The following is a 25,643-nucleotide window of genomic DNA, read 5'->3' on the forward strand; positions in this document are numbered from 1 at the left end:
CTCGCGGGCCGCGGTTTACTCGATCGCGGTCGAATCGACCCTTCCTATTGCCGTGGGACGTCCACGCGGGACAGGATGACGAGGCGTGCAGGAAACCTTCCCGTAACTTGCGCGCTGCTGGTCTCTGTCACAAGGAAGTGGGAGTCAGTCATGAGCGACGCGTCGACGGCGCTGGGTGTGCGCCTCTACCCGGATCTGGTCGAGCGGGGTGGTCTGGCCCCCGCGCTCATCGAGACCGGCGCCCGCCACGGGCTCGACCTCGGTCAGGTCACCGCCCCCGAGCAGGGGCGGGCCCGGTTCACCTGCGCTGAGCTGCACTCCGACCAGGGCGTGATCTGCGTGGGGCTGGGATCGCAGGCCCGATACTTCATGATTGACATTCGGGTCTCGGGAGAGGTCCTCGCCCGGGGCGACGTCATGGACCTGCTGCAGGTCGCCCAGGTGGCCTCGGCCTGGCGATCCGGCCTGACGTTCGCCGAGCTGACCGCCCGATTCCCGTTCATGGAGGAGATCAAGCACCGCCCGGCGCCGGTGGCCCAGGTCAGTTAGCCGGCGGAGTCGGCAGGAGTGGCTGTGGCCGTTCAGCGGATAGTCGCCGATCTGCGCAGCGCCTCGATGGCAGAGGCGACCGCCTTCTACACCACCGTCCTCGGCCTGCGAATCGTCATGGACCTCGGCTGGATCGTCACGCTGGCCGACCCCGAGCGGCCCGAGGTGCAACTGAGCCTCATGACGGAGGACGCCACCGCGCCCGTCGTCCCGGTCGTCTCCGTCGAGGTGACCGACGTGGACGCGAGCTACCGAGCGGCGCGCGCCGCCGGGGCCGAGATCATCCACGACCTGACCGACGAGCCATGGGGTGTACGACGGTTCTTCGTCCGAGATCCGAGCGGCCACGTCCTCAACATCCTGGCCCATTCCAGGTCCTGACGGACGCGCCGGCGCGGACCGTGGCGGTCCCGCGCCCTCAGTCGGTCGTGGTCCGTGCCTCCGCCGGCACCTGGAGGAGATCCAGGCAGTTGCGCCAGAGCGTCTCCAGCTGCGTCGGGTCGTTGAGCAGCTTCGCGAGCAGGACCCGCCCCTCGATCTGGGCGACGATGGACCGGGCGGCGTCCCGGGTGTCGACGGACGGGCCAGCCAGGCCACCCTCCTTCGCCTCGATGACCACCTGCTCGATGAGGTTGATCTGTTCCTCGAAGATCTCCTGAAGCCGGTTGCGGATCTCCTCGGCCTGGTTGCTGAGCTCGAGGGCGAGGTTGCCGAACAGGCAGCCGGCGACCACGCCGGCCTTCTGTTGGCCGGCGCGCTGGATCTCCTCGGTGGCCTCGAACAGGTCCCGTAGTCGCCGCAGCGGGTCGCTCCGGCTGCCCAGCAGTTGCTCCCACTGGCGGCGTTGGGTGGCCCAGTGCTCGTCGATGACGGTGCGGGCGAGTGCCTGCTTGGACTCGAAGAAGTAGTAGAAGCTGCCCTTCGGCACGCCCGCCACCGCGCAGATCTCGGCCACGCCCAGCGCCGAGTAGCCGCGCTGCTCGATCAGCGTGGCGGCCGCGTCGAGGATTTTGTTCCGCGCGTCACTGGTCCGTCCCATGCTTTGACGATACACGACCGGTCGGCTAGCTTTTAGTAGACCAGTCGTCTAGTAGTCGTCCGGCCGGGCCACCAGGCTCCGGCCGCACCAGTCAGGGAGTGGTTTTCATGAGCACCAGTCAGGGACAGAAGGTCGTTGTGATCACCGGTGCGTCCCAGGGCATCGGCGCCGGCCTCGTGGAGGCCTACCGCAAACTCGGGTACGGCGTGGTGGCGACCTCGCGCTCGATCGGCGCGTCCGACGATCCGGAGATCGTCACGGTTCGGGGCGACATCTCCGACGCCGACACCGCCGAGCGGGTGGTGAGCGCCGCCCTGGACCGCTTCGGGCGTATCGACAGCCTCGTCAACAACGCGGGCGTCTTCGTGGCCAAGCCGTTCACCGACTACACCGACGAGGAGTTCGACCTGGTCACCGGCGTCAACCTCGCCGGGTTCTTCCAGCTCACCCGGCGCGTTCTGCCGCACCTGCTGGCCGTCGGAGCGGGGCACATCGTCACCATCACGACCAGCTTCGTCGACCAGCCCAACTCGAACGTACCGTCGGTGCTCGCCTCGTTGACCAAGGGCGGCCTCAGCTCCGCCACCAAGTCCCTGGCCATCGAGTACGCGGGTCGCGGAGTCCGGGTCAACGCCGTCGCGCCCGGCATCATCAAGACCCCGATGCACCCGGTCGAGACGCACCAGACGCTCGCGGGCCTGCACCCGGTAGGTCGGATGGGCGAGACCAGCGACGTGGTCGACGCCGTCGTCTACCTCGAGTCCGCGCCGTTCGTCACCGGCGAGATCCTGCACGTCGACGGCGGCCAGAACGCCGGTCACTGATCGCACCCGAGAGAGGAGCAGACGATGCCGATCGTCACCATCCAGATCACCCGCGAGGGCAGCACGCCTGGCGCGTCCGCGGCGACCTCCGAGGAGAAGGCCGCCCTCATCAAGGGCGTGAGCGAGTTGCTGCGCGACGTTCTCCACAAGCCGTTGACGTCGACCTTCGTGGTGATCGACGAGGTCGAGACCGAGAACTGGGGTCGCGGCGGCCTCCCGGTCGAACAGTTCCGCCAGCAGCAGGGCGCTCCGGCGCCCGAGTAGACCCAGATCGGCGGCCGGTGACACCTGGTGCGGGATCGGTTGTGCAGTGCGGCAACCGCCTCCCGCGCCGGGTGGAACACCGGCCGCCAGCGGCTACCCCGAGACCTCGGCGAAGAACTGCCGCAGAGCGTCGGCGACCAGGGTGGGCGCCGTCATGGTCACGAAGTGCGACTGGCCCGGCCAGACGACGTGGCGCGCGGCCCGAATCGTCGTCGCGAGGATGTTCATCGTCGTGGGCATCGGCTCCCAGGTGTCGGCGCCGGCCAGCAGAAGGGTCGGCACGGTGATCGAGGACCACCGGGTGATGTCCGTGCTGTCCTCGGCAAGAGCCTCGAGATCGTGCAGCCAGCCGATCGCCGAACGCCGCGCCTCGATCGGGTCGGGCGTCCGGTCGCCCGCCGCGGCGGCGAAGGCGGCGACGATCTCCGCCGGAACCCGTGTCACGTCGTTCAAGACCGCTGCCATCGTCGCGGCGTCGTCGCGCTCGAAGGCGGCACGGTACCGGTCGAGCAGGGGTGCGATCTCCGCCCCGGCCGCGAAGAGCGGGGGCTCGAAGACGGCCAGCGAGCGTATGTCGCGAGGATCGGTCACGGTGGTGTGCAACGCCAGGGTCGCTCCGTAGGACGCGCCGACGAGATGGACCGTCCTGCCCGAGGGCTGGCGTGCCGCCTCGATGACGGCGATGAGGTCGTCGGTCTCGTCCTTGAAGGACTTGTGGCCGGGCGGAACATCGCTGGGGCCGTAACCGCGCCGGGCCGGCATCCACACCTCGTGGTCGTTGGCGAGAAGCTCCGCGACGGCGGCCCAGGAGTGCAGCCCACCACCCGAGCCGTGCACGAGGACGACGGGGTCGCCGGCACCCAGGCGCCGCACCACCAGGCGGGTCCCGTCGGCGGACTTGACGTACTGATCGTGGCTGCTCACTTCTGCTCCCGTGTTCCGGTTGGCCAGTTGCTCAGCGTGGTGTGCATCGCGTCGATGATCGAGTGCCACGACGCGTCGACAGCGCGGGGATGGTCGAAGCCGTCGGCGTTCTCAAGGCTCGCGAAGCCGTGAAAGGTGCTGCGGACGAATCGGATCGCGTCGGTCAGAGCCGGCTCGTCGAGCCCGTACCCGCGCAGCATCGCGTAGCTCAGCTCGATCATGCGTAGGTGTCCCGCCGAGTTCGTGCCGACCTCGGGCGGTAGCGGGAGCTGTATCGCGGCGTACTGCCCGGGGTGCTCGACGGCGAACGCGCGCCAGGCGTCGGCGAACCCGACGAGAGCCCGGTGGCCCGCTCGACCAGCCACGGCGATCGCCAGGTCGTCGGCGAACGTGGCCGCCGCCCGGACCGCGACGTGCTGGATCAGCGCGTCGCGACTGCGGACGTGCACGTACAGGGCGGCGTCCGAGACCCCGAAGTGCCGTGCGACGGCGGCAACGGTCAACCGGGACAGGCCGACCGAGTCGGCCAGCTCGGCTGCGGCGGCCGAGACGCGCGCGCTTGTCAGACCCTGCCGAGGCATACCCAACCTTTGCTCCGCTAGGAATTAACTTAGGGATCCTAAGATAGCACCGCCCCCGGGCCGGGTCTGCCGGGGCATGAACGGCCCAGCCGGGGGAAGACCGACTCTTCCGTCGCCGAACAGGAGAACCGGGATGCGAGCCGTCGTCTACGCGGACGTCCGGACCGTCGAGGTGCGCGAGGTGCCCGACGCGACGCTGGAGGCGGAGACCGACGCCCTCGTACGGGTCACCTCCACCGCTCTGTGCGGCACCGACCTGCACATGTACGACGGACGGACCAGCGCCGAACCCGGGCTCGTGCTCGGCCACGAGCCGTTGGGTGTGGTGCAGGAGGTCGGCAGCGCCGTGCAGACCGTCCGTCCGGGCACCCGGGTGGTGATCCCCACGCACCTGTTCTGCGGGACGTGTGTGATGTGCGCGCGAGGGCGCTCGGCGGCCTGTCTCCGGGCTCGGGCCGAGGGTCCGGGCGCGGCGTACGGCTATGCCGGGATGGGTCCCTATCGGGGTGCTCAGGCAGGCCTGCTGCGCGTGCCGTGGGCCGACGCGAACTGCGTACCCGTGCCCGGTGAGCCGGGCGACGCGTACGAGGACGACTTCGTGCTGCTCGCCGACGCGTTCGTCACGGGGTGGCATGCCGCCGCCACCCTTGCCGGAGTCGAGCCCGGTGACACGGTGGCCGTGTTCGGCGCCGGCACCATCGGCCTGCTCGGCGCCTACTCGGCGCTGCTGCGAGGCGCCGGGGTGGTGTACTGCGTGGACGACGTCGACGCCCGGCTCGACAAGGCCGGCGAGATCGGCGCTGTGCCGATCGACTTCCGCCGTGGCGACCCGGTCGAGCAGATCCGCGCCGACCGGGCTCGGGCCGGGCTGCCGCTCGGCGAGGAGAAGCTGGGCGGAGTCGACAAGGTCATCGACGCGGTCGGGTTCCAGGCCCGGGACCGGGAGCGCCCCGACCAGGAGCGGCCGGACCAGGTCATCTCCGACGCAGCCCGGCTGGTCAACCCCACCGGCGCGATCGCGGTCGCCGGTGTCTACCCGGACCGGGACCCGCACCCCGGCCCCGGCGCGGACGGTCACGAAAATCTGGTCGCACCGTGGGGGACGTTGTTCAGCAAGGGTGTCGCGGTTCGGTTCGGCCGCACCCACGACCGCCGCTACACCGTGCTGCTGCGCGACCTGGTCGTCGCCGGACGTGCCCGTCCCAGCGTTGTCGTGACCCACCACGGCGCCCTCGCCGACGCACCGGAGCTGTACCGCAGCTTCGACCGCCGGGAGAACGGGTTGATCAAGGCGGTGCTGCACCCGAGCTGACCGGTCGGCGGCGGGTCCGCGTCGCGAGGCTCAGTCCATGATCTGCACTTATGGGACGCCGAGGCACTGATCCGTCTCCTGACGTCTCCTGCCAAGAGATGACCATGGTCGATCCGCCCCTCCGGCAGAGGCGTGGGTCACACCGCCCGTCGAGGCCCGAGGTGGCGTCCTGGGCTCGGCGCGGGAGCCGGTTTCCGATCAAGATCTTTCGATGGTGACGAGCCCGCGGCGCACGAGCGTTCGCCTGGCCCGTCGCGGATCAGGCCTGGTGGCGGGCCTGTCGGCGGTGACCCGGAGTTGATCGACGTCTTGCCGCCAGTCGACAACGTTGTCAGGTGCGGGCTAAGGTGCCGGGAGCGACTGCGGGGGCGGCTGTGACAGGCGAACACTGTGCAACGTCTATATTGCCGGATTGTTACATTTTCAACAGTCCCTCGCCTTGCGGATGGGCCTCCGGCCGCAATACGTTGCCGTCAACAACAAAACCAAGTGAAGGTTCAACCTTCCGGAGGCAACCGATGACGTTGGCGAGGTGGTACGAGCGATGAGCGACGTGCCCATCCTCCTTGAGATGCGCTCCATCACCAAGGAGTTTCCCGGAGTCAAGGCCCTCTCCGACGTCAACCTGGTGGTTCGCGCCGGCGAGATCCATGCCATCTGTGGCGAGAACGGTGCGGGCAAGTCCACCCTGATGAAGGTGCTCAGCGGGGTCTACCCACACGGCACCTACGACGGCCAGATCGTCTACCAGGGGTCGGAGAGCAAGTTCTCCGACATCCGGGCGAGCGAGAACGCCGGAATCGTGATCATCCACCAGGAGCTCGCACTCATTCCTGGCATGTCGATCGCCGAGAACATCTTCCTCGGCAACGAACCGCGCAAGCGGGGCGCGATCGACTGGAAGGCCGCGAACCGGATGGCGCTGGACCTGATGGCCCGGGTCGGTCTGGAAGAGGACCCGGACACCCTGATCAAGGACATCGGCGTCGGCAAGCAGCAGCTCGTGGAGATCGCGAAGGCGTTCGCCAAGGACGTGAAGCTGCTCATCCTGGACGAGCCGACCGCAGCGCTCAACGAGGCCGACTCCCGGCACCTGCTGGACCTGCTGCGTGGTTTCCGTTCGCGCGGCATCACCTCGATCATGATCTCGCACAAGCTGAACGAGATCGAGGCGATCGCCGACCAGATCACCATCCTGCGTGACGGCCGGACCGTGGAGACCCTCGACGTCAAGGCGGACGGGGTCGACGAGGACCGGATCGTGCGCGGCATGGTCGGCCGTGAGCTGAGCAGCCGGTTCCCGGACCACACCCCGAAGATCGGTGACGTCTTCTTCGAGGTTCGCAACTGGAACGTGCGGCACCCGATCTCCGCCGACCGGCAGGTCTGCAAGAACGAGAGCTTCGTGGTTCGCCGCGGCGAGATCGTCGGCTTCGCCGGTCTGATGGGCGCGGGCCGCACGGAGTTGGCGATGAGTGTCTTCGGCCGCTCCTACGGGGTGTTCGAGTCGGGCACGATCATCAAGGACGGCAAGGAGATCGTCCTGAAGTCGGTCGCCGACGCGATCGACAACGGGCTCGCGTACGTCAGCGAGGACCGCAAGGCGATCGGACTCAACCTGCTCGACGACATCAAGACGTCGACGGTGGCCGCCAAGCTGTCCAAGATCTCGCACCACGGCGTCCTGAACGAGGTCGAGGAGTACCAGGCGGCTGAGGCGTACCGCAAGGAGTTGCGGACCAAGGCCCCGACGGTCGACGAGAGCGTCTCCAAGCTCTCCGGCGGCAACCAGCAGAAGGTCGTCCTGGCGAAGTGGATGTTCACCGACCCGGACCTGCTGATCCTCGACGAGCCGACGCGCGGCATCGACGTGGGTGCTAAGTACGAGATCTACGGCATCATCCAGCGGCTCGCTGACCAGGGGAAGGGCGTCGTCGTCATCTCCTCGGAGTTGCCGGAGCTGATCGGGCTCTGCGACCGCATCTACACCGTGTTCGAAGGCGCCATCACGGGCGAGATCGCCCGGGCCGACGCCACCCCGGAAAACCTCATGAAGCAGATGACCTCGACGAAGAAGATGCTGACACGATGAGCCGATTGAAGGACCTTCAGAAGAACCTGTTCGGAGGCACCACCTCCAACGCTCGCCAGTTCGGGATGATCTTCACCCTGGTGGCGATCGTCCTGATCTTCCAGATCTGGACCGATGGGCTGACCCTGCGATCGGACAACCTGATCGCGCTGTTCCAGCAGAACTCGTACATCCTGATCCTGGCCATCGGCATGCTCATGGTGATCGTCGCCGGGCACATCGACCTCTCGGTCGGCTCGGTCGCCGCCTTCGCGGGCATTCTGGTCGCCAAGTCGATGACCGAGTGGGATCTGCCCTGGCCCGTCGCCATCCTGTTCGGCCTCGCCATCGGTGCCATCATCGGCGCCTGGCAGGGCTTCTGGGTGGCCTATATCGGGGTGCCGGCGTTCATCGTCACCCTGGCCGGCATGCTGCTGTTCCGCGGCGGCAACCAGTTCATCGGCAACGCGCAGAGCGTTCCGGTGCCGGAGGGCTTCCGGGAGATCGGCTCCGGCTTCCTGCCCGAGTTCGGTCCGGACACCGGCTACAACAACGCGACGCTGCTGCTCGGTCTGGCCGCTGCGGTGGCGGTGGTGTGGCGCGAGATCCGGGCCCGCAACACCCGTCGGGCGATGGACGCCGACCCGGCGCCCATGTGGGTCTCGATCCTGCGGATGGGCATCATGGTCGGGGTCATCGCCTTCGCCTCGCTGCGCTTCGCCAGCGGTCGCGTCGGCACCAGCTTCCCGATCTCCGGCATCATCCTGCTGGTTCTGGTCATCGCGTACTCGTTCTACACCCGCAACACGGCCGGTGGTCGGCACATCTACGCGGTGGGCGGCAACTCCCGGGCGGCTGAGCTGTCCGGCGTGAAGCTCAAGCGGGTCAACTTCTTCGTCATGATGAACATGTCCATCCTGGCCGCGCTGGCCGGCATGATCTTCGTGGCCCGTTCGGCGGCCTCCGGCCCGCAGGACGGCAACGGCTGGGAGCTGGACGCCATCGCCGCGGTCTTCATCGGTGGCGCTGCCGTCGCCGGTGGTATCGGCACCATCAGCGGCTCGATCGTCGGTGGTCTCGTCATGGCCGTGCTCAACAACGGCCTCCAGCTCCAGGGCGTGGGCACCGACAAGGTCCAGATCATCAAGGGCCTCGTCCTGCTGCTGGCCGTCGCGATCGACGTCTACAACAAGAGCCAGGGGCGGTTCTCCATCATCGGAAGTCTGATGCGGCCGTTCCGGCGCGACGACTCCGCCGCACCCGCCTCACCGCCGGACGCGGAGCGCGAGCCCGCCAAGGCAGCGGTGTCCGGCTGACGGCCACCGACCCCTCCACCCGTCTCACATCCAGAAAGGCAAGTCCTCACCATGCGTAAATTCTTCGGCACGTCGGTGGTCGCCGTCAGCGCCGCCGCCATGCTGGCCCTCGCCGGCTGCGGCTCCGGCCGTGACGGCGACTCCGGCTCCAACGGCGAGGCCGCCAAGGGCTTCGCGGCGAACTCCCTGATCGGTGTCGCCCTGCCGGCCAAGACTTCGGAAAACTGGGTCCTCGCCGGTGAGCTCTTCACCAACGGTCTCAAGGAGGCCGGTTTCCAGGGTGACGTGCAGTACGCCGGCGCGTCGACCACGGTCGCCGACCAGCAGGCCCAGATCACCGCCATGGTCACCAAGGGTGCCAAGGTCATCGTCATCGGCGCGACCGACGCCGCGCAGCTGTCGACCCAGGTCGCCGCTGCCCACTCGGCCGGCGTGAAGGTCATCGCCTACGACCGGCTGATCACCAACACCCCGGACCTCGACTACTACGTCGCGTTCGACAACTTCAAGGTCGGCCAGCTCCAGGGCCAGGCCCTGCTGGACGGCATGAAGGCCAAGAAGCCGAACGGCCCGTACAACATCGAGCTGTTCTCCGGCTCGCCGGACGACAACAACGCCGGTGTCTTCTTCGACGGCGCGATGAGCGTGCTCAAGCCGGAGATCGACAAGGGCACCGTGGTCGTCGCCTCGGGTCAGAAGGACGTCAAGCAGACCGCCATCCAGGGCTGGAAGGCCGAGGGTGCGCAGGCCCGCATGGACCAGCTGCTGACCTCGACCTACGGCAGCAAGGAGCTGGACGGCGTCCTCTCCCCGAACGACACGCTGGCCCGCGCGATCCTGACCTCGGTCAAGGGCGCTGGCAAGCCGACCCCGGTCGTCACCGGTCAGGACTCCGAGGTTGAGTCGGTCAAGTCGATCGTCGCTGGCGAGCAGTACATGACGATCAACAAGGACACCCGCAACCTGGTGAAGGAGACCATCAACATGGTCAAGGCTCTCCAGGCCGGTAACACCCCGCAGGTGAACGACACCAAGTCCTACAACAACGGCAGCAAGGTCGTCGACACGTTCCTGCTCCCGCCGGTCGCCGTTACCAAGGCGAACGTGGTGGAGGCATACGCCAACGACCCGAAGCTCGCGCCGCTCACCAAGTAATCACCGCACGGTAGGCAGTAACGCCGATGGGTCCCGGGTCTCCTCTACCGGGACCCATCGTCGTCCTGGCAACCCCGCACCACCCGGCAGCGACCCGGAAGGAGGTCTGACCGTGGCGATACCCGTCCAGTCCAGGCCAGCCGGCGTCGGCCGCAACAACGAATCCCCGTTGCCGTCGGTCCCCGGCGCCAGCCAGGAGGAGATCCGGCGGCAGAACCTCGGCGCTGTACTGCGCTACGTCCATCTGAACGGGCCGACGTCAAGGGCCGAGCTGACCAGCCGACTCGGCCTCAATCGCAGCACCATCGGCGCTCTCGCGGCCGAACTGGTCGCCAGCGGCCTGGTCACCGAGGAGGCGCCGACCACCGCGCGCCGCGCCGGCCGCCCGTCGCTGGTTGTCAGTCCCCGCTCCGACCGGGTCTACGCACAGGCCCTGAGCATCGACGCGGACCGGCTTCGTGCCGCCCGGGTCGGCCTCGGTGGGCGCATCCTCGACCGGCGAGAGGTCGCCCGCCCCACTGGCATGTCGGCGAGCGACGCCGTCGGGCCGCTCGCTGACCTGGTCCGTGAACTGGAACGGTCCGTGGCCGCCGACGCGCTGCTGGTCGGTGGCGCCGTCGCGGTCACCGACACCACCCGTGACCCGGACGGCAGGATCCGGATCGCCAGCGTCGACGAGACGCTCGGCACCGCGCTCGAGGCGGAGTTCAGCGCCGGCCCCGGCTTCGTAGCCGGTGACCTGGCTGACATCGCGGGCCTGGCCGAGCACGTCCGAGGCGTGGCGGTGGGCATCGACGACGTCATCTACCTGCACGGCGATCTCGGCATCAGCGCCGGCATCATCGTGGGTGGCCGATTGATGATCGGCCACCGGGGCCACAGCGGCAAGGTCGGTCACATGGTCGTCAACCCGAATGGCCTGCCCTGCGGCTGCGGCTCGCGTGGCTGCTGGGAGACCGAGATCGGCGAAGCCGCGCTGCTGCGCCACGCGGGCCGGGATCCCGGCGACCGCCCTGCGGTGGCCGAGGTGCTGCGCGCGGCGGCGGACGGCGACCCGATCGCCCGGGCGGCGGTCGAGCGGGTCGCCGACTGGCTCGGCTTCGGCGTGGCCAACCTGGTCAACGTGGTCAACCCGGATGCCGTGGTGTTCGGTGGGTCGCTTCGCGACATCTTCACCGCCGGAGCGGACGTCGTCCGGAGGCGGTTGGACACCATGCCACTGCCAGCCTCCCGTGAGCACCTGCGGCTGCGCGCTGCGGCACTCGGCCGCGACGCCGTGCTGATCGGCGCCGCCGAGTTGGCCTTCGACAAGCTCCTGGCCGACCCGCTGAACGTGGGCGTGGCGGGCCAGGTCGGGACCGCCGAGCCCGCGTAGCCAGGCAAACCGTCAGGGAGCCGGGAGCTCCTCCAGCACGCTGCTGCCGCTGCCCGACCGGGACTCCCACGACCAGGTCTCGTGCAGCCGGAGCCGGCCGTCGGGGAGCACCGACACCGCAGAGACGCAGTGTCCCGACGACGTCTGGCCGTCGATGTTGAGCTGGACGTATCGAAAGTCCAGTCGGTCGCCCTCGCGGGTGCCGACGAGGTGACCGCGTCGGATGGACCCGCCGGTGTACTCGGCCCACACCTCGCCCGCCCGCTCGTGGTACGCGAAGACGGTCTCCGTGCCCACCTCGCCGGCCACCACATCCGCTACGGCAGCGAACCGCCGCCCGTCCAACGAGCTCGTCATGTCGCCGAAACTAGTCCATCAAGTCTTCTCGTATCCCTTACCGTATGTTGTACGGTGGCGCTGGTTGATGGCTGCGGGAGGGGAGCGCCGTGACGGCGAGCAGTGACGCGATAGTGGCCGAAGGGCTGCGTAAGCGCTATCGGGACCGGTACGCGCTGGACGGCTTCGACCTGCGGGTACGACAGGGGACGGTGTGCGGCCTGCTCGGCCCGAACGGGGCCGGCAAGACCACCTCGGTGCGGATCCTGTCCACGCTGCTCCGGCTGGACGAGGGTCGTGCCGAGGTCGCCGGGTTCGACGTGACCCGCCAGGCCGACCAGGTGCGCTACCGCATCGGGCTGGTGGGTCAGCAGCCCGCGCTGGACGAGGCGCTGAGCGGCCGACAGAATCTGGTGCTCTTCGGCCGACTGTTCCACCTGGGTCGCCGCCGGGCCCGGCGGCGGGCGGTCGAGCTGCTGGAAGGCTTCGGGCTCGCCGACGCGGCCGAGCAGCCGGTCAGCACGTACTCCGGGGGCATGCGCCGACGGCTCGACCTGGCGGCCGGCATGATCCTGGCCCCCTCGGTCCTCTTTCTCGACGAGCCCACCACCGGGCTGGACCCGCGTGGTCGCAACGAGGTGTGGGAGTCGGTCCGGGCGTTGGTGCACACCGGCACCACCGTGCTGCTCACCACCCAGCACCTGGATGAGGCTGACCAACTCGCCGACCGGATCTCGGTGGTCGACGGCGGCCGGGTGATCGCCGAGGGGACTCCGGACGACCTCAAGACCCAGCTCGGCGGCGACCGGATCGAGGTGGTCGTCGCGGACCCGGCCGACCTCGCCACCGCCGTCGCGCAGGTACGCCGGGTGCTCGACGTCGAGCCGACGGCCGACCCGGACCGGCGGATGCTGAGCGTCCGGGTTGGTCACCCGGCCGGTGCGCTCGTCGAGGTGCTGCGGGCGCTCGACGCCGTGCAGGTCCCGGTGGCGGACGTCGCACTGCGTCGCCCCACCCTGGACGAGGTGTTCCTGCATCTCACCGGAGACCGGACGCGGACCGCCGCGGAGGTGGCGGCGTGAGCGCCTCGAACATGCCGGCCCCGGCGGTGGATCTGACGCCCGGCCCGCCCGCCCTGCTGGCCGACAGCGGCACGCTGATCTGGCGTGGCCTGGCCCGGTGGCGGCGCGACCCCGGTCCGCTGATCGCCTCGCTCGGCTTCAACATCCTGATCGTGCTGATGTTCGCCTACCTGTTCGGCGGCGCGTTGCAGGTGCCCGGCGGCGGTAGCTACCGGGAGTTCCTGATGCCCGGCATGTACGTGATGACGATGGTGTTCGGCATGAGCCTCACCACGATCGCCGTCGCCGAGGACCTGGAGCGCGGGGTGACCGACCGGCTCCGGTCGATGCCCGTCTCGCCCCTTGCTCCGCTGGTGGCCAGGGCAGTGGCCGATCTGCTGTTCGCCCTGGTCACGCTGGCGGTCCTGTTGCTGACCGGCCTGGCGATCGGCTGGCGGGCGCACGGCGGGGCTGGCGCGACGCTGGCCGCGGTGGGGCTGATCCTGCTGCTGCGGTTCGCCCTGATCTGGGTCGGCATCTTCCTCGGGCTGGTCACTCGTGGGCAGACCGCCGTGGTCGCCGTGCAGACCCTGGAGTTTCCGCTGGGCTTCCTCTCCAACGCGTTCGTCGCCCCGTCCACCATGCCCGCCTGGCTCGGTGCGGTGTCCGCGTGGAACCCGCTGTCGGCGACCGTCGGCGCCACCCGCGAGCTGTTCGGCAACCCGGGCTCAGGTGGTGACTCTTGGGCCGCGCAGCACTACCCGTGGCTGGCGGTGGCCTGGCCGATCGCTTTGATCGTCGTCTTCCTGCCACTCTCGGTCGCCCGCTACCGGCGACTGTCCGGCTGAGGCTGCCGCGCGTCAAGGCCGTGGCGTGCCGTTAGGCTCGGCGGCGTGGTTCCCCACCAACTCGATCGCACGCAGGCACGGCGGATCGCCGTCCGGGCCCAGTTGCTGGCCGACCCCCGACCGGCCGACCTGCTCACGGTGGTGCGTCAGCTGACGCTGGTGCAGATCGACCCGACGGCCGCCGTCGCTCCCAGCGCGGACCTGGTCTGCTGGAGCCGACTCGGCTCGTCGTACCAGCCGTCGCAGTTGCGGCAGGCACTCGAGCAGGATCGGACGCTCTTCGAGCACCAGGCGATGGTGCGACCGATGGACGATCTGGGGCTCTATCTCGCGGCGATGGCGGCCTGGCCCACCCACGAGCGGGAGCGGAAGTGGCTGCGCGTCAACGACGCGTTCCGGCGTGACGTGCTCGACCTGCTCGGCCGCTCCGGGCCACTGCTGTCCCGCGACATCCCCGACACGTGCGCGGTGCCGTGGCCCTCGTCCGGCTGGACCAACAACCGCAACGTCACCCAGATGCTGGAGTTCCTGGTCCTACGCGGCGAAGTCGCGATCGCCGGCCGTCAGGGCCGACAGCGGTGGTGGGACGTCGCCGAACGGGTCTACCCGGTCGGCATGCCCGTCGTTGCGCTGGAGCAGGCACACCGGGCCCGCAACGAGCGACGACTGCGGGCGCTCGGCATCGCCCGGGCGAAGACGGTGGTCGTCCCCGGCGAGCCGGCGGAGGTCGGTGACGCCGGTGAGCCGGCGGTCGTCGAGGGCGTCCCCGGAGTCTGGCGGGTGGATCCGGCCGCGCTCGGGCAGCCCTTCGCCGGGCGCACCGCGGTGTTGTCCCCGTTCGACCGGCTGGTGCACGACCGGGTCCGCCTGGCCGACCTCTTCGAGTACGAGTACGTGCTGGAGATGTACAAACCAAAGGCGAGTCGACGGTGGGGCTACTTCGCGTTGCCGATCCTGCACGGCGACCGGTTGGTCGGAAAGGTCGACGCCACCGCCGACCGCCGGCGCGGCACGCTCACCGTGCACGCCGTCCACGAGGACGTGCCCTTCACTCCGGAGCTGACCCGGGCCGTGCATGAGGAGCTGCACGACCTCGCGTCCTGGCTCATGCTGACCGCCGAGGGCCTGCGCTGACGGGTGCTCGCCGAGGCCCCCGCGCCCCGACGAGCACCCGTCGCCGACCTACGCGATCCGACGCACCCGGCGGACGGCGAAGTAGAGCAGGAGCAGGGCCAGGGCGACGAAGATGCCCGTCTCGATCCCCTGGAAGAGCCAGAACCGGTCCGCTGGCTGGTACAGCTGCCAGTTGTACGCGCCCGGGTCGAGACCCAGCTCGGCGCCGCAGACCCGGCCGTCCGGGCCCTTGCCACCCGGTGGGCACTGGATTCGGGTGTTCTCCGCGACCATCGTTCCGTCGGCGTTCCGGATGCCCGTGGAGAGGATCCAGTCACCCCGGCTCATCTCCGGTATCCCGTCCCCCTCGATCGGGAAGGTCTGGGTGCGGGCGGCCTGGTAGTGCGGCCGGGCCAGGATCTCCACCGCCGCCCGCGCGCCGATGAACCCGGCCAGGGTGATGCCCATGGCGGGCAGCATCCGCTTCCAGACGGTGCCGGCGAAGACGCCGAGCGCCACGGCGAAGATGGTGTACCCGATCGGTACGACACCCTGCAGATCGAAGACGATCATGCCGAGCCGGCCCTCGTGCGCGGCCTGGGTGAGCGGCTCGACCCACCATGACATGCCCAGCCCGTAGCAGGCCGCGAGGAGCACTGCGGCCGCACCGACCAGCCCGAACTTCACCAGGGCCCAACGGGTCCGACCGACGCCCTGGGTCCAGGCGAACCGGTGCGTGCCGTGTTCCACCTCGCGGGCGACCAGTGGGGCGCCCCAGAACAGGCCGACCAGCACCGGCAGCGTGATCAGCAGGACGGCGACCAGGTTCAGACTGTCGTACTGATCGCTGAACCGGCGGAAACCCGCGTCGCAGGTCCGCACGGCAGCCTCGCTGAGGTTGACCGGACGGATGCAATCCGCCAGCCCCAGGTCGGCGAAGGTGTTCCGCATCGACAAACCGATGGGCACCATCAGAGCGGCCAGCGCCGCGAACCCCAGCAGGGTGTAGAACGCCTGCTTGCGGTGCTGTCGCCAGGTCAGCCAGATCATGCCGGCACCCCCCACTCGGTGTGACTGGTCTGCGTGTTGCCATCGGCCAGGTAGGCCAGGACGACGTCCTCCAGGCTGACGTCGCGCACCGTCCAACCGGGATCGGAGACCGGGCCGTCGGTGCGGACCAGCAGGGTGGACTGCCGATCGGTGTGGCTGGCCCGGATCACTGCGGCGACGCCCCCGATAGTGCCGCCGTCGTGCCGTGGGCCGACCAGTTGGCGGTGCTCGGCGACCAGGTCGTCGACGGCACCGGTGAGCTGCACCTTGGAGGCGTTGAGCACGATCAGGTAATCGCAGACCCGTTCCAGGTCGGCCAGCAGGTGCGAGGAGAGCAGGACGGTGGTGTCGCCGTCGGCCACGCTGCCCATCAGCGACTGGAGGAACTCCCGCCGGGCGAGGGGGTCGAGGCTGGCGACCGGTTCGTCGAGCAGCAGCAGCCGGGGTCGCTTGGCCAGCGCGAGCGCCAGCGCCACCTGGGCCCGTTGCCCGCCGGAGAGTTTGCCGACCGGACGGTCCGGCGGTATCCCGAGCTGGGCCAGGCGGGTACGGGCCAGCGCCGCGTCCCACCGCCGGTTGAGCTTGCCGCCGGCGATGACCAACTCGGCTGCGGTGAAGTCCCGGTAGAGCGGGGTGTCCTGGGCGACGAACCCGATGTCGGCCAGGCACTCCGTGTCACCGTACGGCGATCTGCCGAACACCCGGACCGCGCCCGCGTTGGGCTTGAGCAGGCCGACGGCCAGGTGTAGCAGCGTGCTCTTGCCCGCGCCGTTCGGCCCGACCAGCGCGGCGATCCGGCCGGCCGGCAGGTGCAGCGAGCAGTCCCGCAACGCCCAGGCGCTGCCGTACCGCTTGCCCAGCCGGTCTGCCTCCAAGACCATGTCCATCCTCTGTCCTCTCGTTCCGGCGGCGCCGCCGCTTCAGGCGGCGCAGCCCTCGCTCCTGTGCGTGGTGGTGTGCTCGCTGCGCTCGTTCAGGCGGGCTCCCTCTGCGGGGCGTCGTCGGCCAGGGTGGCCCGCAGCGTGGTCTCCACCAGGGCGATGACGTCCTCGGCCGTGAGGCCCGCGGCCTGCGCCCGTTGCAGCCAGGCGACCAGGTCGTCGCGCAGCTCGGCCTGGTTGGGCAGCGACGCGCCGGCCAGGGTGCGCCGGACGAAGGTGCCCACCCCGGGTCGGCCGCCGACCAGACCCTCGATCTCCAGCTCCCGGTACGCCTTCAGCACCGTGTTCGGGTTGATCGCCAGTGACTGCGCGACATCCCGGACCTTCGGCAGTTGGTCGCCCGGCGTCAGCAGGCCGACCCGCAGCGCCTGTTTCACCTGCTGCACGAGCTGCATGTAGGTGTTCACCTTCGACCGGCTGTCCAGCACGAACTCGATCACTCGTGACGATCCTTCCTGTTGTCCTACGACAGTAGGACTAATAGACAGCTTCATCGGTCCCCCGGCTGCTGTCAAGCGCGACGCGGCGCGCCGCCGTGGACCCGGCGCGTCGGCCGTGATGACACCGGCAGGCCAGAGGTTGGCACCGACGGGCCAGCCCGGCGGGAAGGGAGCGGCACGCGATCCGTGCGGACCGGGGAGGTGTTCGATGGTCACCAACGAACTGTCGGTGTCGACGACGACGCCGTTGCAGGCTGCTCGCGCCCGAGGTCGGGTACGCGGGCGGCTGATCCTGCTCGGCCCGGCGTTCGTCGCCGCCGTCGCCTACGTCGACCCCGGCAACTTCGCCACCAACTCCGCCGCCGGAGCCCGCTACGGCTACCTGCTGGTCTGGGTCGTGGTGGTGGCCAACCTGATGGCGATGCTGGTCCAGACGCTCACCGCGAAGCTGGGTCTGGCCACCGGGCGCAGCCTGCCCGAGCTGTGCCGGGAGCGCCTGCCCCGGCCGGTGAACCGGCTGATGTGGGTGCAGGCCGAGTTGGTCGCCATGGCCACCGACCTGGCCGAGGTGATCGGGGGCGCGGTTGCCCTGTACCTGCTCTTCGGCATCCCGCTGCTGCCCGGCGGGATCATCATCGGTACGGCCGCGTTCGCCGTGCTCGCCCTGCGCTCGCGCGGGTACCGTGCCTTCGAGATCACCATCGCCGTGCTGCTCGGTGTGATCGTCCTGGCCTTCGCCGCGAACCTGCTCGCCTCCGGCTCCGATCCCGGCTCGGCGATGGCCGGTCTGGTTCCTCGGCTCCAGGGCACGGACAGTGTGCTGCTGGCCGCCGGCATCCTGGGCGCCACCGTCATGCCGCACGTCATCTACGTGCACTCGGCGCTGACCCGGGACCGCATCCCCGCCGCCGACGACACTGAGCGTCGGGTCCTGTTCCGCGGCCAGCGCACCGACGTTCTGCTCGCCCTGAGCGCGGCCGGCGCGGTCAACCTCGCCATGCTGCTGATCGCCGCGGCCAGCTTCCGGGGCGGCGGCCCGGGCGGCGCGGACAGCCTGGAAGGGGTGCACGCCGGGCTCGGCCAGACCATCGGCACCGCGGCGGCGTTCGGATTCGCCGTCGCTCTGCTGGTCTCCGGACTCGCCTCGACGAGCGTCGGTACTTACGCCGGCGAGGTGATCATGCAGGGCTTCCTGCGGCGGCGGGTTCCGCTGCTGCTGCGCCGGCTGGTCACTCTGCTGCCCGCGTTGGCCGTGCTCGCCATCGGCCTCGACCCGACTCGCTCCCTGGTGCTGTCCCAGGTCATCCTCAGCTTCGGCATCCCGTTCGCGCTGATTCCGGTGGTCGCCTTCACCCGCCGTCGCGACCTGATGGGCAACCTGGTCAACCATCCGCTCACCACCGCCGCCGCGTCCCTGGTGGCCGTGCTGGTGGTCGCGCTCAACGCGTTCCTGCTGTGGCAGATCGCCACCGGCTGAGCCGGCAGGTCAGGTGCGCGTCCGGCAGGTGGCGTGCGGCGTGCGGTCCGGCGTCAGCGGTCGATCAGCTGTCAGGTGCGGCGACCCTCGTCGCGGGTGGGGATCTCCTGGCGCTGTTCCAGGGCGTCCGCCGGGTTGGCGTCGGCCGGGAGCGACGTCGCCTCGTCGAGCGTGCCCCCCGGCAGTGCGCCCTGTTCGGCCAGGTCCGCCTCGGACGCTTCGGGGTCGACGTCACCCGACACTCGGTCCGGCGGCCCGTAGTCGACGGCGTTCTGCCGTTGCTCCAGGGCATCGGCCTCCGGAGGAGGAAACGTATCGCCCTGCTCGTCCCGGTACGTGCTCATCGGAGCCTCCTACCCGGCGGGTGTCGACATACCGCCGGGCCGCTGCCTACCCCTCACCGTCACGCTCACGCATCTTCGGGCCCAGGGGTGTGGTCACGGCGGTCCCGGGGACCGTTCGGCGCAGCCAGCGCGGCGTTCGGCTCCCGTCCGTGCCGTCCCGGGTCCGGACCACCCTATCAATCGTCAACCATCAATGGATGAGTCCGGAGGTGGTCGTCGTTTTCGGCGGACGGCGAGTCACCGAGATCCCCGGACGACCTCCGAGGAGAGGAACCAACCATGCGATGGAACGCACGACGGGCCGCCGCCGGAGGCTTCGGCCTGGTCCTCGGCGCCGTGCTGGCGCTGGCTCAGGTCGCGCCCGCTCAGGCCGAGTCGAACGGCGGGGTACGGGTGATGCCACTCGGTGACTCGATCACCGACGGGTTCAACGTGCCCGGCGGGTACCGGATCAACCTGTGGCAGCGGCTGGCGAGCGGCGGCTACACCGTCGACTTCGTCGGCTCGGGGTTCAACGGTCCGCCCAGCCTCGGCGACCACGACCACGAGGGGCACTCGGGCTGGCGCATCGACCAACTCGACGCCAACGTCGTCGGCTGGTTGCGGGCCACCACCCCGCGTACGGTGCTGCTGCACATCGGCACCAACGACATGAACCAGAACTACGACCTGCCCAACGCGCCGGCCCGGCTCTCCGCCCTGATCGACAAGATCAGATCGACCGCGCCGGAGGTCGAGCTCTTCGTCGCCACCATCACCCCGGAATCCGACCCGAACCTGGAGGCCCGGGTGCGGGCGTACAACGCGACGATCCCCGGCATCGTGGCCCAGAAGGGCAGCCGGGTACACCTGGTCGACATGCACGCCGCGCTCGGGACCGCGGACCTCGCCGACGGGGTGCACCCCAACGCTGGCGGGTACGACAAGATGGCCGCCCGCTGGTACGACGCGTTGCTGTCGGTGCCCGGCAGCCTGGTGGCACCGAGCGGGCCGCCGGTGGGAACGCCGGTCGGCCTGCGTAACCCGAACTCCGGGCGTTGCCTGGACGTCTCCGGCGCCAGCACCACCGCCGGCGCCCCCACCATCATCTGGGACTGCCACGGTGGCACCAACCAGCGCTGGACCCGTACCGCCGCCGGGGAACTGCGGGTCTACGGCGACCGGTGCCTCGACGTGAACGGCGGGGCCACCGCCGACGGCACCAGGGTGCAGATCTGGACGTGCAACGGCACCGCCGCGCAGCGCTTCACCTTCCGCTCGGACGGGACGATCGTGCTCACCTCCGCCGGCAAGTGCGTGAGCGTGACCTCCGCTGGCACGGCCAACGGCACGACCGTGCAGCTCTGGACGTGCAACGGCAGCGTCGGCCAGCGCTGGGCCACCCGGTAGCGGACGCCCGGCCGGTCCACGCCGTACCCCGGCGGGGACCGGCCCTGGGCGGCCCGTGACCCGCCGACGGCCGCGCCCAACGGCGGTCAGTCGGCCGGAGCCTCGGCCGTGGTGTCCCGGCCGGCCCCGGCGGCCAGCGCCAGTGCCAGTAGCACGCAGCCCGCGCCGACCAGGAAGAGCAGGGAGGCCGCCGGCTGACCCAGCCACTCCCAGAACGGGTGCCAGGCCGGGTGCGGTTCGCCGAGGTGGTGCCCCAGCAACTGCGGCGCGGCCAGCAGCACCGGCAGCCACCACAGCACCACGGTCACACCGACCAGGACGTGCACCGGGCCGCGACGCCGGCGTCCCTCGACGCGTCGGCTGATCCAGCCGAAGACCAACCAACCCGCCACCGCGCCCAGCACGGTGCCGAGCACCCCGGCGGGGACCACCGCCGGCGGTGGCGCGCGATGCATCTCGACCGAGAGGTAGCTGGCTTCGGCGGCGGTCTGTGTGGAGACCGAGGCGTTCAGGATGGTGTCGCCCCGCCGGGCGACCAGAGCGGTGTCGGTGATCGCCCGCGGCGTGGCGCAGACCTTGTCCTCGCAGGTGATGCCCTCGGTCACCTCCGGGTCGTACACCCGCCAGCCGGCACCGGTCAGCCGTTCCCGGGCCACCGCGACGATCTGCTCGGCGGGCACCGGTGGCGCGCCGAAGGCGGCGGCGCCGGTGGCGCTCTCCTGATATTCGCCACCGTCACCGAACACCAGGGTCTTGACGGTGCCCAGACGCAGCGCGTGCCCGTAGACGACGAAGAGCGCGGGCGGGGTGTCGATGTCGCCGAGGTCGTGTCCGGGAAACACCTCGGTCAGGATCGCGGCGGCCTCGGCCCGGTCGGGTTGCGGTCGGGAGGTCTCCCAGGCGGCCCGGCTGGCCAACGCGCCGGTGAAGAGGCCACAGATTACCGCGGCGAGCGGCACCCAGGCGAGGGCGAAGCCCCTGGTCGGACGGCCGAGCCCAGCGCGCAGCAGCCGTCCGAAAAGGCCGGCCACTGACGTGTCGATCACGGACATGGGCACCCTTCGGATTCAGAATCAGGCCGAGCGACAGTACATCGACACGAGGCGCGGGCGCGTCCCCCGCGATGAGCGCCGCCGGTGGCCGCGATCGGTCAGGATGGGCGGGTGGCCGGGGCACGGTCACGACGAGGAGGGTGGGCGATGCGGGTACGCGGGCGGTTGACCTGGGCGCGGCGTTCCCGTGCGCGGGCCGCGCTGGTTGCCGTGCTCGCCGGGGTGCTACCACCGGCCGCGCTGGCGACACCGAGCGCGGCGGCGGGCACGGCAGCGGCCGGGACGCCCGTGTGCCAGGTGCGCGACGACCGGCTCCGCGAGATCTCCGGGATGGTCGCCACCGACGACGGGTACGTGATGATCAACGACGGTGCCGACGACGAGGCTCGCCGCCGGATCTTCTTCCTCGACCAGCGTTGCGCAGTGGTCCGGTCGGTCGCCTACCCGTCCCGGCCCCGCGACACCGAGGACCTGGCCGTCGGCCGGGACGGCACCGTCTGGGTCGCCGACATCGGCGACAACGACCGCTCCCGACCGACGATCGCCCTCTGGCGGCTCACGCCGGGCGCGGGTAAGCCGGTGCTGCACCGGATGACGTACCCGGACGGCCCGCACGACGCGGAGGCGTTGCTGCTGGACGCGGACGGCCGGCCGCTGGTCATCACCAAGGGCGGCAGCGGCACCGTCTTCCTGTACGCGCCGACCACCGCGCTGCGGCCCGGCGCCACGACGCCGATGGCCTCGGTCGGCCAGGTGACCCTTCCGAGGACCAGCACCAGCAACCCGTTCTCGTTCCTCGGGCGGGGTGTGATCACCGGCGCGGCGAGCGCACCGGACGGGCGTCGGGTGGTGCTGCGCAGCTACGCCGACGCCTTCGAGTACGACGTTCCCGCGGGCGATGTGGTCACCGCCTTGACCTCCGGCACCCCGCGGATCACCCCGCTGCCGGACGAACCCCAGGGTGAGTCGATCACCTACAGCCGTGACGGCCGTTCGTTGCTCACCGTCTCCGAAACCGCCGACCAGCCGGCGGGCACCCGTCCGACGGTTCTGCGCTACCCGGTCACGGACGCGCCGGCCGCCGCCGCAGGCCCGACGGGGTCCGCTGGCCCGGTGGCCTCCACCTCAGTCCGCCCCGCCGCTGAGGAGGATGGCGGCGCGGGCGGCCGGACCTGGCCGTTGGCGGCCGGCGCCGGAACACTGTTGGCACTGCTCGGCGTGGGCGGCGTGCTGTGGTGGAGGCACACCGCGCGCCGGTGAGCGAACACCAGCGATGCGGCAGGATGAGTGGATGTCCGTGCTGTCCACGCTGCGTCACCCGATCATCGCCGCCCCGATGGCTGGCGGCCCGTCCACGCCGGCGCTCGCGGCAGCCGTCTCCGCGGCCGGTGGGCTGGGCTTCCTGGCCGCCGGGATGATCGACACCGAGCGACTCGCCGCCGACGTCGCCGAGGTCCGCGCGCGCACCGACAGGCCGTTCGGTGTCAACGTCTTCCTGCCCGACCCCGGCTCGGTCGACGAGGCTGCCATCCAGGGGTACGCCGAGCGGCTCGCGCCGCAGGCCGCTGCGCGTGGGGTGAGCCTGGGCGAGCCGGTGGGCGGCGACGACGCGTACCCGGAGAAGTTGGCCGCGCTGCTCGCGGATCCGGTCCCGGTCGTGTCCTTCGTGTTCGGGCTGCCCGATCGGGCAGCGGTGGCCGCCCTGCGCGAGCGGGGCACCGAGGTGTGGGCCACGGTCACCGGCCCGGAGGCCGCGACGGTCGCCGCCGACCTGGGCGTGGACGCGGTGGTGGTGCAGGGCACCGAGGCCGGCGGGCATCGCGGCGGCCTCCCGGACGATGACGACTACGCGCTGCTGCCGTTGCTCCGACTGGCTGCCGCCCGCTGCGACCGCCCGCTGGTGGCCGCCGGCGGCCTCGTCGACGGCCCCGCAGTGGCCGCCGTGCTGGCTGCCGGTGCCGCCGCCGCGCAGCTCGGCACGGCCTTCCTGCGCTGCCCGGAGGCGGGCAGTTCGCCGATGCACCGGGCGGCGGTGGCGAGTGCCAGGCCGACCGCCTTGACCCGGTCCTACACCGGCAAGCAGGCCCGCGGTGTGGCCAACGACTTTCTGCGCCAGCACGACGCGGCGGCGCCGGCCGGCTACCCCCAGGTGCTCCACCTGACGCGTCCGCTGCTCGCGGCCGCCCGCCGCGACGAGGACACATCGGTCGCGAACCTCTGGGCCGGGCAGGCCCACCCCCTCGCCCGGGACCTGCCGGCGGCCGAGGTGGTCGCCACGGTGAGTGCCGGCGCCCGGGCCGCGCTGGCCGCGGTGGTCGAGCGGTCGACCCGCTGGGGCTGACCGGCCGCTCGGGCGGGAGGAACGGCCGGCCGCGGTAACCCGTAGAGTCTCGCCGTGATCGAGATCGGCGCGCAGGTCGACCTGTCCCACCCGCCAGACCGGGTCTGGCTCGCACTGACCGATCGAACGTTGCTCGGTCGGTGGTTCGCCGAGGCCGAGACGGTCCAGGGCGTACCGGACCGACTGCTGCTGCACACGGCCGGGCTGCCCGGCTTCGAGGCCGACGTCGAGGTCGAGGTGACCGAGCGGCAGGTGCCGGAACTCCTCGTGCTGGCCTGCGACGAGGCTGGCCGGCTCAGCGAGCTCACCTGCGCGGTCACGGCCACCAAACAGGGCTCCCGGTTGGACGTACGGGAGGTCACGACCCACGGCGCGTGGTCCGCCGAGCAGCACGAACCACGCGAGCAGCAGCTCCGGCAGTCGCTGACCGTGCGACTGCCGGCCATCCTCGACTGGCTCGCCTTCCAGCAGGTCGACCTGCGACGCGGCGACGGTGGGATGACCGCCGAACTGCCGCTGGTGGGTGCGCGCGGCAAGGGTCCCGCCCGCGCCCGTCGGCGCCGCCACCAACTGGCAGCGATGCTGGGCGGGGTGGTGGTCGTCGGGGGAGTGGCGGCGTGGGTGGCGCTCCCGGTCGACTCGAACCGGAGCGCCGCGCCGTCCTCGACGCCGTCGCAGTCGCCATCGCCGTCCGGGACGCCCGCCGCGCCCACCGCCACGCAACGGGCGACGCCCTCGGTGCGCCCCTCGCGGACGACCGCGTCGGCGACCGCCCGCCCGAGCCGGAGCGTGGCGGTACAGCCGTCGCGTACCCCCACGTCGGCGCCACCGCCGCCCCCGCCGTCGTTGACCGCCCGCTACGACACCGACTCCAGCCGGTTGTTCGGCTACACCGGCGAGGTGGTGGTCGCCAACCCGGCCGGCACACCGGTGGGGGACTGGGCCGTGGTGGTCACGCTCGCCGAAGGCAGCACCGTGGACGACGTCGACGGTGCGAACTGGCGTCAGAACGGGCTGGCGATCACCTTCACCGGGGCGGCCGTACCGGCCGGAGGGTCGCAGACGTTCCGCTTCGACGTACGCGACAACCGGCCGAAGGCAAGGGTGCCGGAGGCCTGCACGGTGGGCGGTAATCCCTGCGCGGGCCTCTGACCTAGGCTGCCGTGATGGCACTGCTGCACCGGGCGACCCTGCGCCCTACGAAACTCGAATTGCTGGCGGCCTGGCTGCCCGGCCGGCCCTGGTTCTCGGGGCCGACCGGCGTCGAGGTGGTGAGCCGGGGCGCTTACCGCTTCGACGACCCGGCCGGCGAGGTCGGCATCGAGACGATACTTGTCGGCACCGCGGACGGGCCGGTCCATCAGGTCCCGCTCACCTACCGTGCCGCGCCTCTGGACGGTGCCGCCGGCTGGCTGGTCGGCACGGTCGAGCACTCGGTGCTCGGCCCACGCTGGGTGTACGACGGCTGCGCCGACCCGGTGTACGCCGCCGCGCTCGCCCACGCGGTCCTCGCCGGTGGCGGCCAGGCGGAGCAGTACTTCGAGGTCGACGGCCGGCGCGAGGTGCGCGAGCCGGCCATGACGGTCGTCGTCAGCGGCGCCGGTGACGCCGACGTGCCCCCGGCCGGCGCTGTCCGGCGGGTGGTCGACGGGGACGTCACTGTCATCGACACCGACTCCCTCGAGCTGGTCGTCATCCGTCGACCCGGCGCCGGGGCCGACGGGGGCGCCGGCGCCACCCTGAGCGGCAGTTGGGCCGGGCAGCCGACGACCGTGCCGTTGGCGTACGTGAAGACGCTCTGACCTGCTGCGCAGGTGCAAGACGCTCTGACCTGCTGTGCG

27 protein-coding genes are annotated in these 25,643 nt (G+C 70.7%); 18 read left to right on the forward strand and 9 right to left on the reverse strand.

Translation table 11 applies throughout. The features are described 5' to 3' along the window. Positions 1-150 precede the first annotated feature (150 nt). Together HNR20_RS23525 and HNR20_RS23530 are read left to right on the forward strand one after the other, a co-directional pair. Complete coding sequence (locus HNR20_RS23525; protein WP_184183654.1) at positions 151-549, forward strand: hypothetical protein; 399 nt, start codon at positions 151-153, stop codon at positions 547-549. 24 nt (positions 550-573) lie between these two features. Beyond that, on the forward strand, positions 574-930 hold the full coding sequence (locus tag HNR20_RS23530) for a VOC family protein (RefSeq protein ID WP_184183657.1): 357 nt from the start codon (positions 574-576) through the stop codon (positions 928-930). A 37-nt stretch (positions 931-967) separates the two neighbouring features. On the opposite strand, the gene HNR20_RS23535 is transcribed toward HNR20_RS23530, so the two are convergent. Further along, on the reverse strand, positions 968-1,588 hold the full coding sequence (locus HNR20_RS23535; RefSeq protein WP_184183660.1) for a TetR family transcriptional regulator C-terminal domain-containing protein: 621 nt from the start codon (positions 1,586-1,588) through the stop codon (positions 968-970). Between the two features lie 107 nt (positions 1,589-1,695). Between HNR20_RS23535 and HNR20_RS23540 the strand changes: the two genes are divergently transcribed. Beyond that, a complete protein-coding gene (locus HNR20_RS23540) occupies positions 1,696-2,412 on the forward strand; it encodes an SDR family NAD(P)-dependent oxidoreductase (RefSeq protein ID WP_184183663.1) in 717 nt (238 codons plus the stop codon). A gap of 24 nt (positions 2,413-2,436) precedes the next feature. Further along, on the forward strand, positions 2,437-2,676 hold the full coding sequence (locus HNR20_RS23545) for a tautomerase family protein (RefSeq protein WP_184183667.1): 240 nt from the start codon (positions 2,437-2,439) through the stop codon (positions 2,674-2,676). Between the two features lie 93 nt (positions 2,677-2,769). On the opposite strand, the gene HNR20_RS23550 is transcribed toward HNR20_RS23545, so the two are convergent. Both HNR20_RS23550 and HNR20_RS23555 read right to left on the reverse strand, forming a co-directional pair. Further along, positions 2,770-3,600 (reverse strand): alpha/beta fold hydrolase, encoded by an 831-nt coding sequence (locus HNR20_RS23550; protein WP_184183670.1) that lies wholly within the window; start codon positions 3,598-3,600, stop codon positions 2,770-2,772. Further along, positions 3,597-4,181, reverse strand: coding sequence for a TetR/AcrR family transcriptional regulator (locus tag HNR20_RS23555; protein ID WP_184183673.1), 585 nt, complete (start codon positions 4,179-4,181; stop codon positions 3,597-3,599). Before HNR20_RS23555 ends, HNR20_RS23550 begins: the two co-directional genes overlap by 4 nt. 133 nt (positions 4,182-4,314) lie before the next feature. Between HNR20_RS23555 and HNR20_RS23560 the strand changes: the two genes are divergently transcribed. From HNR20_RS23560 to HNR20_RS23580, 5 genes are all read left to right on the forward strand, one after another. Continuing rightward, entirely contained in the window at positions 4,315-5,493 is a 1,179-nt protein-coding gene (locus HNR20_RS23560) for a glutathione-independent formaldehyde dehydrogenase (protein ID WP_184183676.1), read from the forward strand. Between the two features lie 544 nt (positions 5,494-6,037). Beyond that, positions 6,038-7,585, forward strand: a complete 1,548-nt coding sequence (gene mmsA / locus HNR20_RS23565; protein WP_184183680.1) for a multiple monosaccharide ABC transporter ATP-binding protein — start codon at positions 6,038-6,040, stop codon at positions 7,583-7,585. Continuing rightward, a complete protein-coding gene (mmsB, locus tag HNR20_RS23570) occupies positions 7,582-8,880 on the forward strand; it encodes a multiple monosaccharide ABC transporter permease (protein WP_184183683.1) in 1,299 nt (432 codons plus the stop codon). The genes mmsA and mmsB overlap by 4 nt, the downstream gene beginning before the upstream one ends. A gap of 51 nt (positions 8,881-8,931) precedes the next feature. Then, positions 8,932-10,035 carry a substrate-binding domain-containing protein gene (locus HNR20_RS23575; protein WP_184183686.1) on the forward strand — a complete coding sequence of 368 codons (1,104 nt, stop codon included), beginning with the start codon at positions 8,932-8,934 and terminating at the stop codon, positions 10,033-10,035. Between the two features lie 112 nt (positions 10,036-10,147). Continuing rightward, the gene (locus HNR20_RS23580) at positions 10,148-11,410 is read left to right on the forward strand and encodes an ROK family transcriptional regulator (RefSeq protein ID WP_184183689.1); all 1,263 of its coding nucleotides are present in this window, start codon (positions 10,148-10,150) and stop codon (positions 11,408-11,410) included. Positions 11,411-11,422: 12 nt separating this feature from the next. Here the strand turns inward: HNR20_RS23580 and HNR20_RS23585 are convergent, their stop codons facing one another. Next, positions 11,423-11,767: an avidin-fold protein gene (locus HNR20_RS23585; protein ID WP_184183692.1), complete on the reverse strand. Its 345-nt coding sequence runs from the start codon at positions 11,765-11,767 to the stop codon at positions 11,423-11,425. Positions 11,768-11,856: 89 nt separating this feature from the next. Between HNR20_RS23585 and HNR20_RS23590 the strand changes: the two genes are divergently transcribed. Genes HNR20_RS23590 through HNR20_RS23600 form a run of 3 tightly spaced genes read left to right on the forward strand, consistent with a single transcriptional unit; the run spans position 11,857 to position 14,789 of the window. Further along, positions 11,857-12,828 carry an ATP-binding cassette domain-containing protein gene (locus tag HNR20_RS23590; RefSeq protein ID WP_184183695.1) on the forward strand — a complete coding sequence of 324 codons (972 nt, stop codon included), beginning with the start codon at positions 11,857-11,859 and terminating at the stop codon, positions 12,826-12,828. Positions 12,829-12,839: 11 nt separating this feature from the next. After that, complete coding sequence (locus tag HNR20_RS23595) at positions 12,840-13,655, forward strand: ABC transporter permease (RefSeq protein ID WP_184188862.1); 816 nt, start codon at positions 12,840-12,842, stop codon at positions 13,653-13,655. A 45-nt stretch (positions 13,656-13,700) separates the two neighbouring features. After that, complete coding sequence (locus tag HNR20_RS23600) at positions 13,701-14,789, forward strand: DNA glycosylase AlkZ-like family protein (protein ID WP_184183698.1); 1,089 nt, start codon at positions 13,701-13,703, stop codon at positions 14,787-14,789. A 48-nt stretch (positions 14,790-14,837) separates the two neighbouring features. On the opposite strand, the gene HNR20_RS23605 is transcribed toward HNR20_RS23600, so the two are convergent. From HNR20_RS23605 to HNR20_RS23615, 3 genes are all read right to left on the reverse strand, one after another. Then, positions 14,838-15,818, reverse strand: a complete 981-nt coding sequence (locus HNR20_RS23605; protein ID WP_184183701.1) for an ABC-2 membrane transporter-related protein — start codon at positions 15,816-15,818, stop codon at positions 14,838-14,840. Next, a complete protein-coding gene (locus HNR20_RS23610) occupies positions 15,815-16,705 on the reverse strand; it encodes an ABC transporter ATP-binding protein (RefSeq protein ID WP_184183704.1) in 891 nt (296 codons plus the stop codon). Before HNR20_RS23610 ends, HNR20_RS23605 begins: the two co-directional genes overlap by 4 nt. An 86-nt stretch (positions 16,706-16,791) precedes the next feature. After that, positions 16,792-17,199: a GntR family transcriptional regulator gene (locus HNR20_RS23615; protein WP_184183707.1), complete on the reverse strand. Its 408-nt coding sequence runs from the start codon at positions 17,197-17,199 to the stop codon at positions 16,792-16,794. Positions 17,200-17,407: 208 nt separating this feature from the next. On the opposite strand from HNR20_RS23615, the gene HNR20_RS23620 reads away from it, so the two are divergent. After that, complete coding sequence (locus HNR20_RS23620) at positions 17,408-18,676, forward strand: Nramp family divalent metal transporter (protein ID WP_184183710.1); 1,269 nt, start codon at positions 17,408-17,410, stop codon at positions 18,674-18,676. A gap of 71 nt (positions 18,677-18,747) precedes the next feature. Here HNR20_RS23620 and HNR20_RS23625 read toward each other — a convergent pair whose 3' ends face one another. Continuing rightward, on the reverse strand, positions 18,748-19,020 hold the full coding sequence (locus HNR20_RS23625) for an Rv3202a family protein (RefSeq protein WP_184183713.1): 273 nt from the start codon (positions 19,018-19,020) through the stop codon (positions 18,748-18,750). Positions 19,021-19,299: 279 nt separating this feature from the next. Here HNR20_RS23625 and HNR20_RS23630 point away from each other — a divergent pair, with 279 nt between their 5' ends. Then, positions 19,300-20,409, forward strand: coding sequence for an RICIN domain-containing protein (locus tag HNR20_RS23630; RefSeq protein ID WP_184183715.1), 1,110 nt, complete (start codon positions 19,300-19,302; stop codon positions 20,407-20,409). Positions 20,410-20,495: 86 nt separating this feature from the next. Here the strand turns inward: HNR20_RS23630 and HNR20_RS23635 are convergent, their stop codons facing one another. Beyond that, entirely contained in the window at positions 20,496-21,455 is a 960-nt protein-coding gene (locus HNR20_RS23635; protein WP_184183718.1) for a hypothetical protein, read from the reverse strand. A 153-nt stretch (positions 21,456-21,608) separates the two neighbouring features. Between HNR20_RS23635 and HNR20_RS23640 the strand changes: the two genes are divergently transcribed. From HNR20_RS23640 to HNR20_RS23655, 4 genes are read left to right on the forward strand one after another with little or no spacing between them, the layout of a single operon-like run. Beyond that, the gene (locus HNR20_RS23640) at positions 21,609-22,721 is read left to right on the forward strand and encodes an SMP-30/gluconolactonase/LRE family protein (RefSeq protein ID WP_229687361.1); all 1,113 of its coding nucleotides are present in this window, start codon (positions 21,609-21,611) and stop codon (positions 22,719-22,721) included. Between the two features lie 31 nt (positions 22,722-22,752). Beyond that, a complete protein-coding gene (locus tag HNR20_RS23645; protein ID WP_184183721.1) occupies positions 22,753-23,802 on the forward strand; it encodes a nitronate monooxygenase in 1,050 nt (349 codons plus the stop codon). 54 nt (positions 23,803-23,856) lie between these two features. Further along, positions 23,857-24,954: a cellulose binding domain-containing protein gene (locus HNR20_RS23650; protein ID WP_184183725.1), complete on the forward strand. Its 1,098-nt coding sequence runs from the start codon at positions 23,857-23,859 to the stop codon at positions 24,952-24,954. Positions 24,955-24,968: 14 nt separating this feature from the next. Next, the gene (locus tag HNR20_RS23655; protein WP_184183728.1) at positions 24,969-25,604 is read left to right on the forward strand and encodes a CG0192-related protein; all 636 of its coding nucleotides are present in this window, start codon (positions 24,969-24,971) and stop codon (positions 25,602-25,604) included. Positions 25,605-25,643 lie beyond the last annotated feature (39 nt).

The sequence above is a fragment of the Micromonospora parathelypteridis genome (assembly GCF_014201145.1).
GTDB classification, from domain to species: Bacteria; Actinomycetota; Actinomycetes; order Mycobacteriales; family Micromonosporaceae; genus Micromonospora; species Micromonospora parathelypteridis.

What these genes read in the sequence shown, in the direction of transcription:
- HNR20_RS23525 (WP_184183654.1), top strand. Translation starts at nt 151, where the DNA reads ATGAGCGACGCGTCGACGGCGCTGGGTGTGCGCCTCTACCCGGATCTG.
- HNR20_RS23535 (WP_184183660.1), bottom strand. Translation starts at nt 1,588, where the DNA reads ATGGGACGGACCAGTGACGCGCGGAACAAAATCCTCGACGCGGCCGCC.
- HNR20_RS23540 (WP_184183663.1), top strand. Translation starts at nt 1,696, where the DNA reads ATGAGCACCAGTCAGGGACAGAAGGTCGTTGTGATCACCGGTGCGTCC.
- HNR20_RS23545 (WP_184183667.1), top strand. Translation starts at nt 2,437, where the DNA reads ATGCCGATCGTCACCATCCAGATCACCCGCGAGGGCAGCACGCCTGGC.
- HNR20_RS23555 (WP_184183673.1), bottom strand. Translation starts at nt 4,181, where the DNA reads ATGCCTCGGCAGGGTCTGACAAGCGCGCGCGTCTCGGCCGCCGCAGCC.
- HNR20_RS23560 (WP_184183676.1), top strand. Translation starts at nt 4,315, where the DNA reads ATGCGAGCCGTCGTCTACGCGGACGTCCGGACCGTCGAGGTGCGCGAG.
- mmsA (WP_184183680.1), top strand. Translation starts at nt 6,038, where the DNA reads ATGAGCGACGTGCCCATCCTCCTTGAGATGCGCTCCATCACCAAGGAG.
- mmsB (WP_184183683.1), top strand. Translation starts at nt 7,582, where the DNA reads ATGAGCCGATTGAAGGACCTTCAGAAGAACCTGTTCGGAGGCACCACC.
- HNR20_RS23575 (WP_184183686.1), top strand. Translation starts at nt 8,932, where the DNA reads ATGCGTAAATTCTTCGGCACGTCGGTGGTCGCCGTCAGCGCCGCCGCC.
- HNR20_RS23585 (WP_184183692.1), bottom strand. Translation starts at nt 11,767, where the DNA reads ATGACGAGCTCGTTGGACGGGCGGCGGTTCGCTGCCGTAGCGGATGTG.
- HNR20_RS23595 (WP_184188862.1), top strand. Translation starts at nt 12,840, where the DNA reads ATGCCGGCCCCGGCGGTGGATCTGACGCCCGGCCCGCCCGCCCTGCTG.
- HNR20_RS23605 (WP_184183701.1), bottom strand. Translation starts at nt 15,818, where the DNA reads ATGATCTGGCTGACCTGGCGACAGCACCGCAAGCAGGCGTTCTACACC.
- HNR20_RS23610 (WP_184183704.1), bottom strand. Translation starts at nt 16,705, where the DNA reads ATGGACATGGTCTTGGAGGCAGACCGGCTGGGCAAGCGGTACGGCAGC.
- HNR20_RS23620 (WP_184183710.1), top strand. Translation starts at nt 17,408, where the DNA reads ATGGTCACCAACGAACTGTCGGTGTCGACGACGACGCCGTTGCAGGCT.
- HNR20_RS23625 (WP_184183713.1), bottom strand. Translation starts at nt 19,020, where the DNA reads ATGAGCACGTACCGGGACGAGCAGGGCGATACGTTTCCTCCTCCGGAG.
- HNR20_RS23630 (WP_184183715.1), top strand. Translation starts at nt 19,300, where the DNA reads ATGCGATGGAACGCACGACGGGCCGCCGCCGGAGGCTTCGGCCTGGTC.
- HNR20_RS23640 (WP_229687361.1), top strand. Translation starts at nt 21,609, where the DNA reads ATGCGGGTACGCGGGCGGTTGACCTGGGCGCGGCGTTCCCGTGCGCGG.
- HNR20_RS23645 (WP_184183721.1), top strand. Translation starts at nt 22,753, where the DNA reads ATGTCCGTGCTGTCCACGCTGCGTCACCCGATCATCGCCGCCCCGATG.
- HNR20_RS23655 (WP_184183728.1), top strand. Translation starts at nt 24,969, where the DNA reads ATGGCACTGCTGCACCGGGCGACCCTGCGCCCTACGAAACTCGAATTG.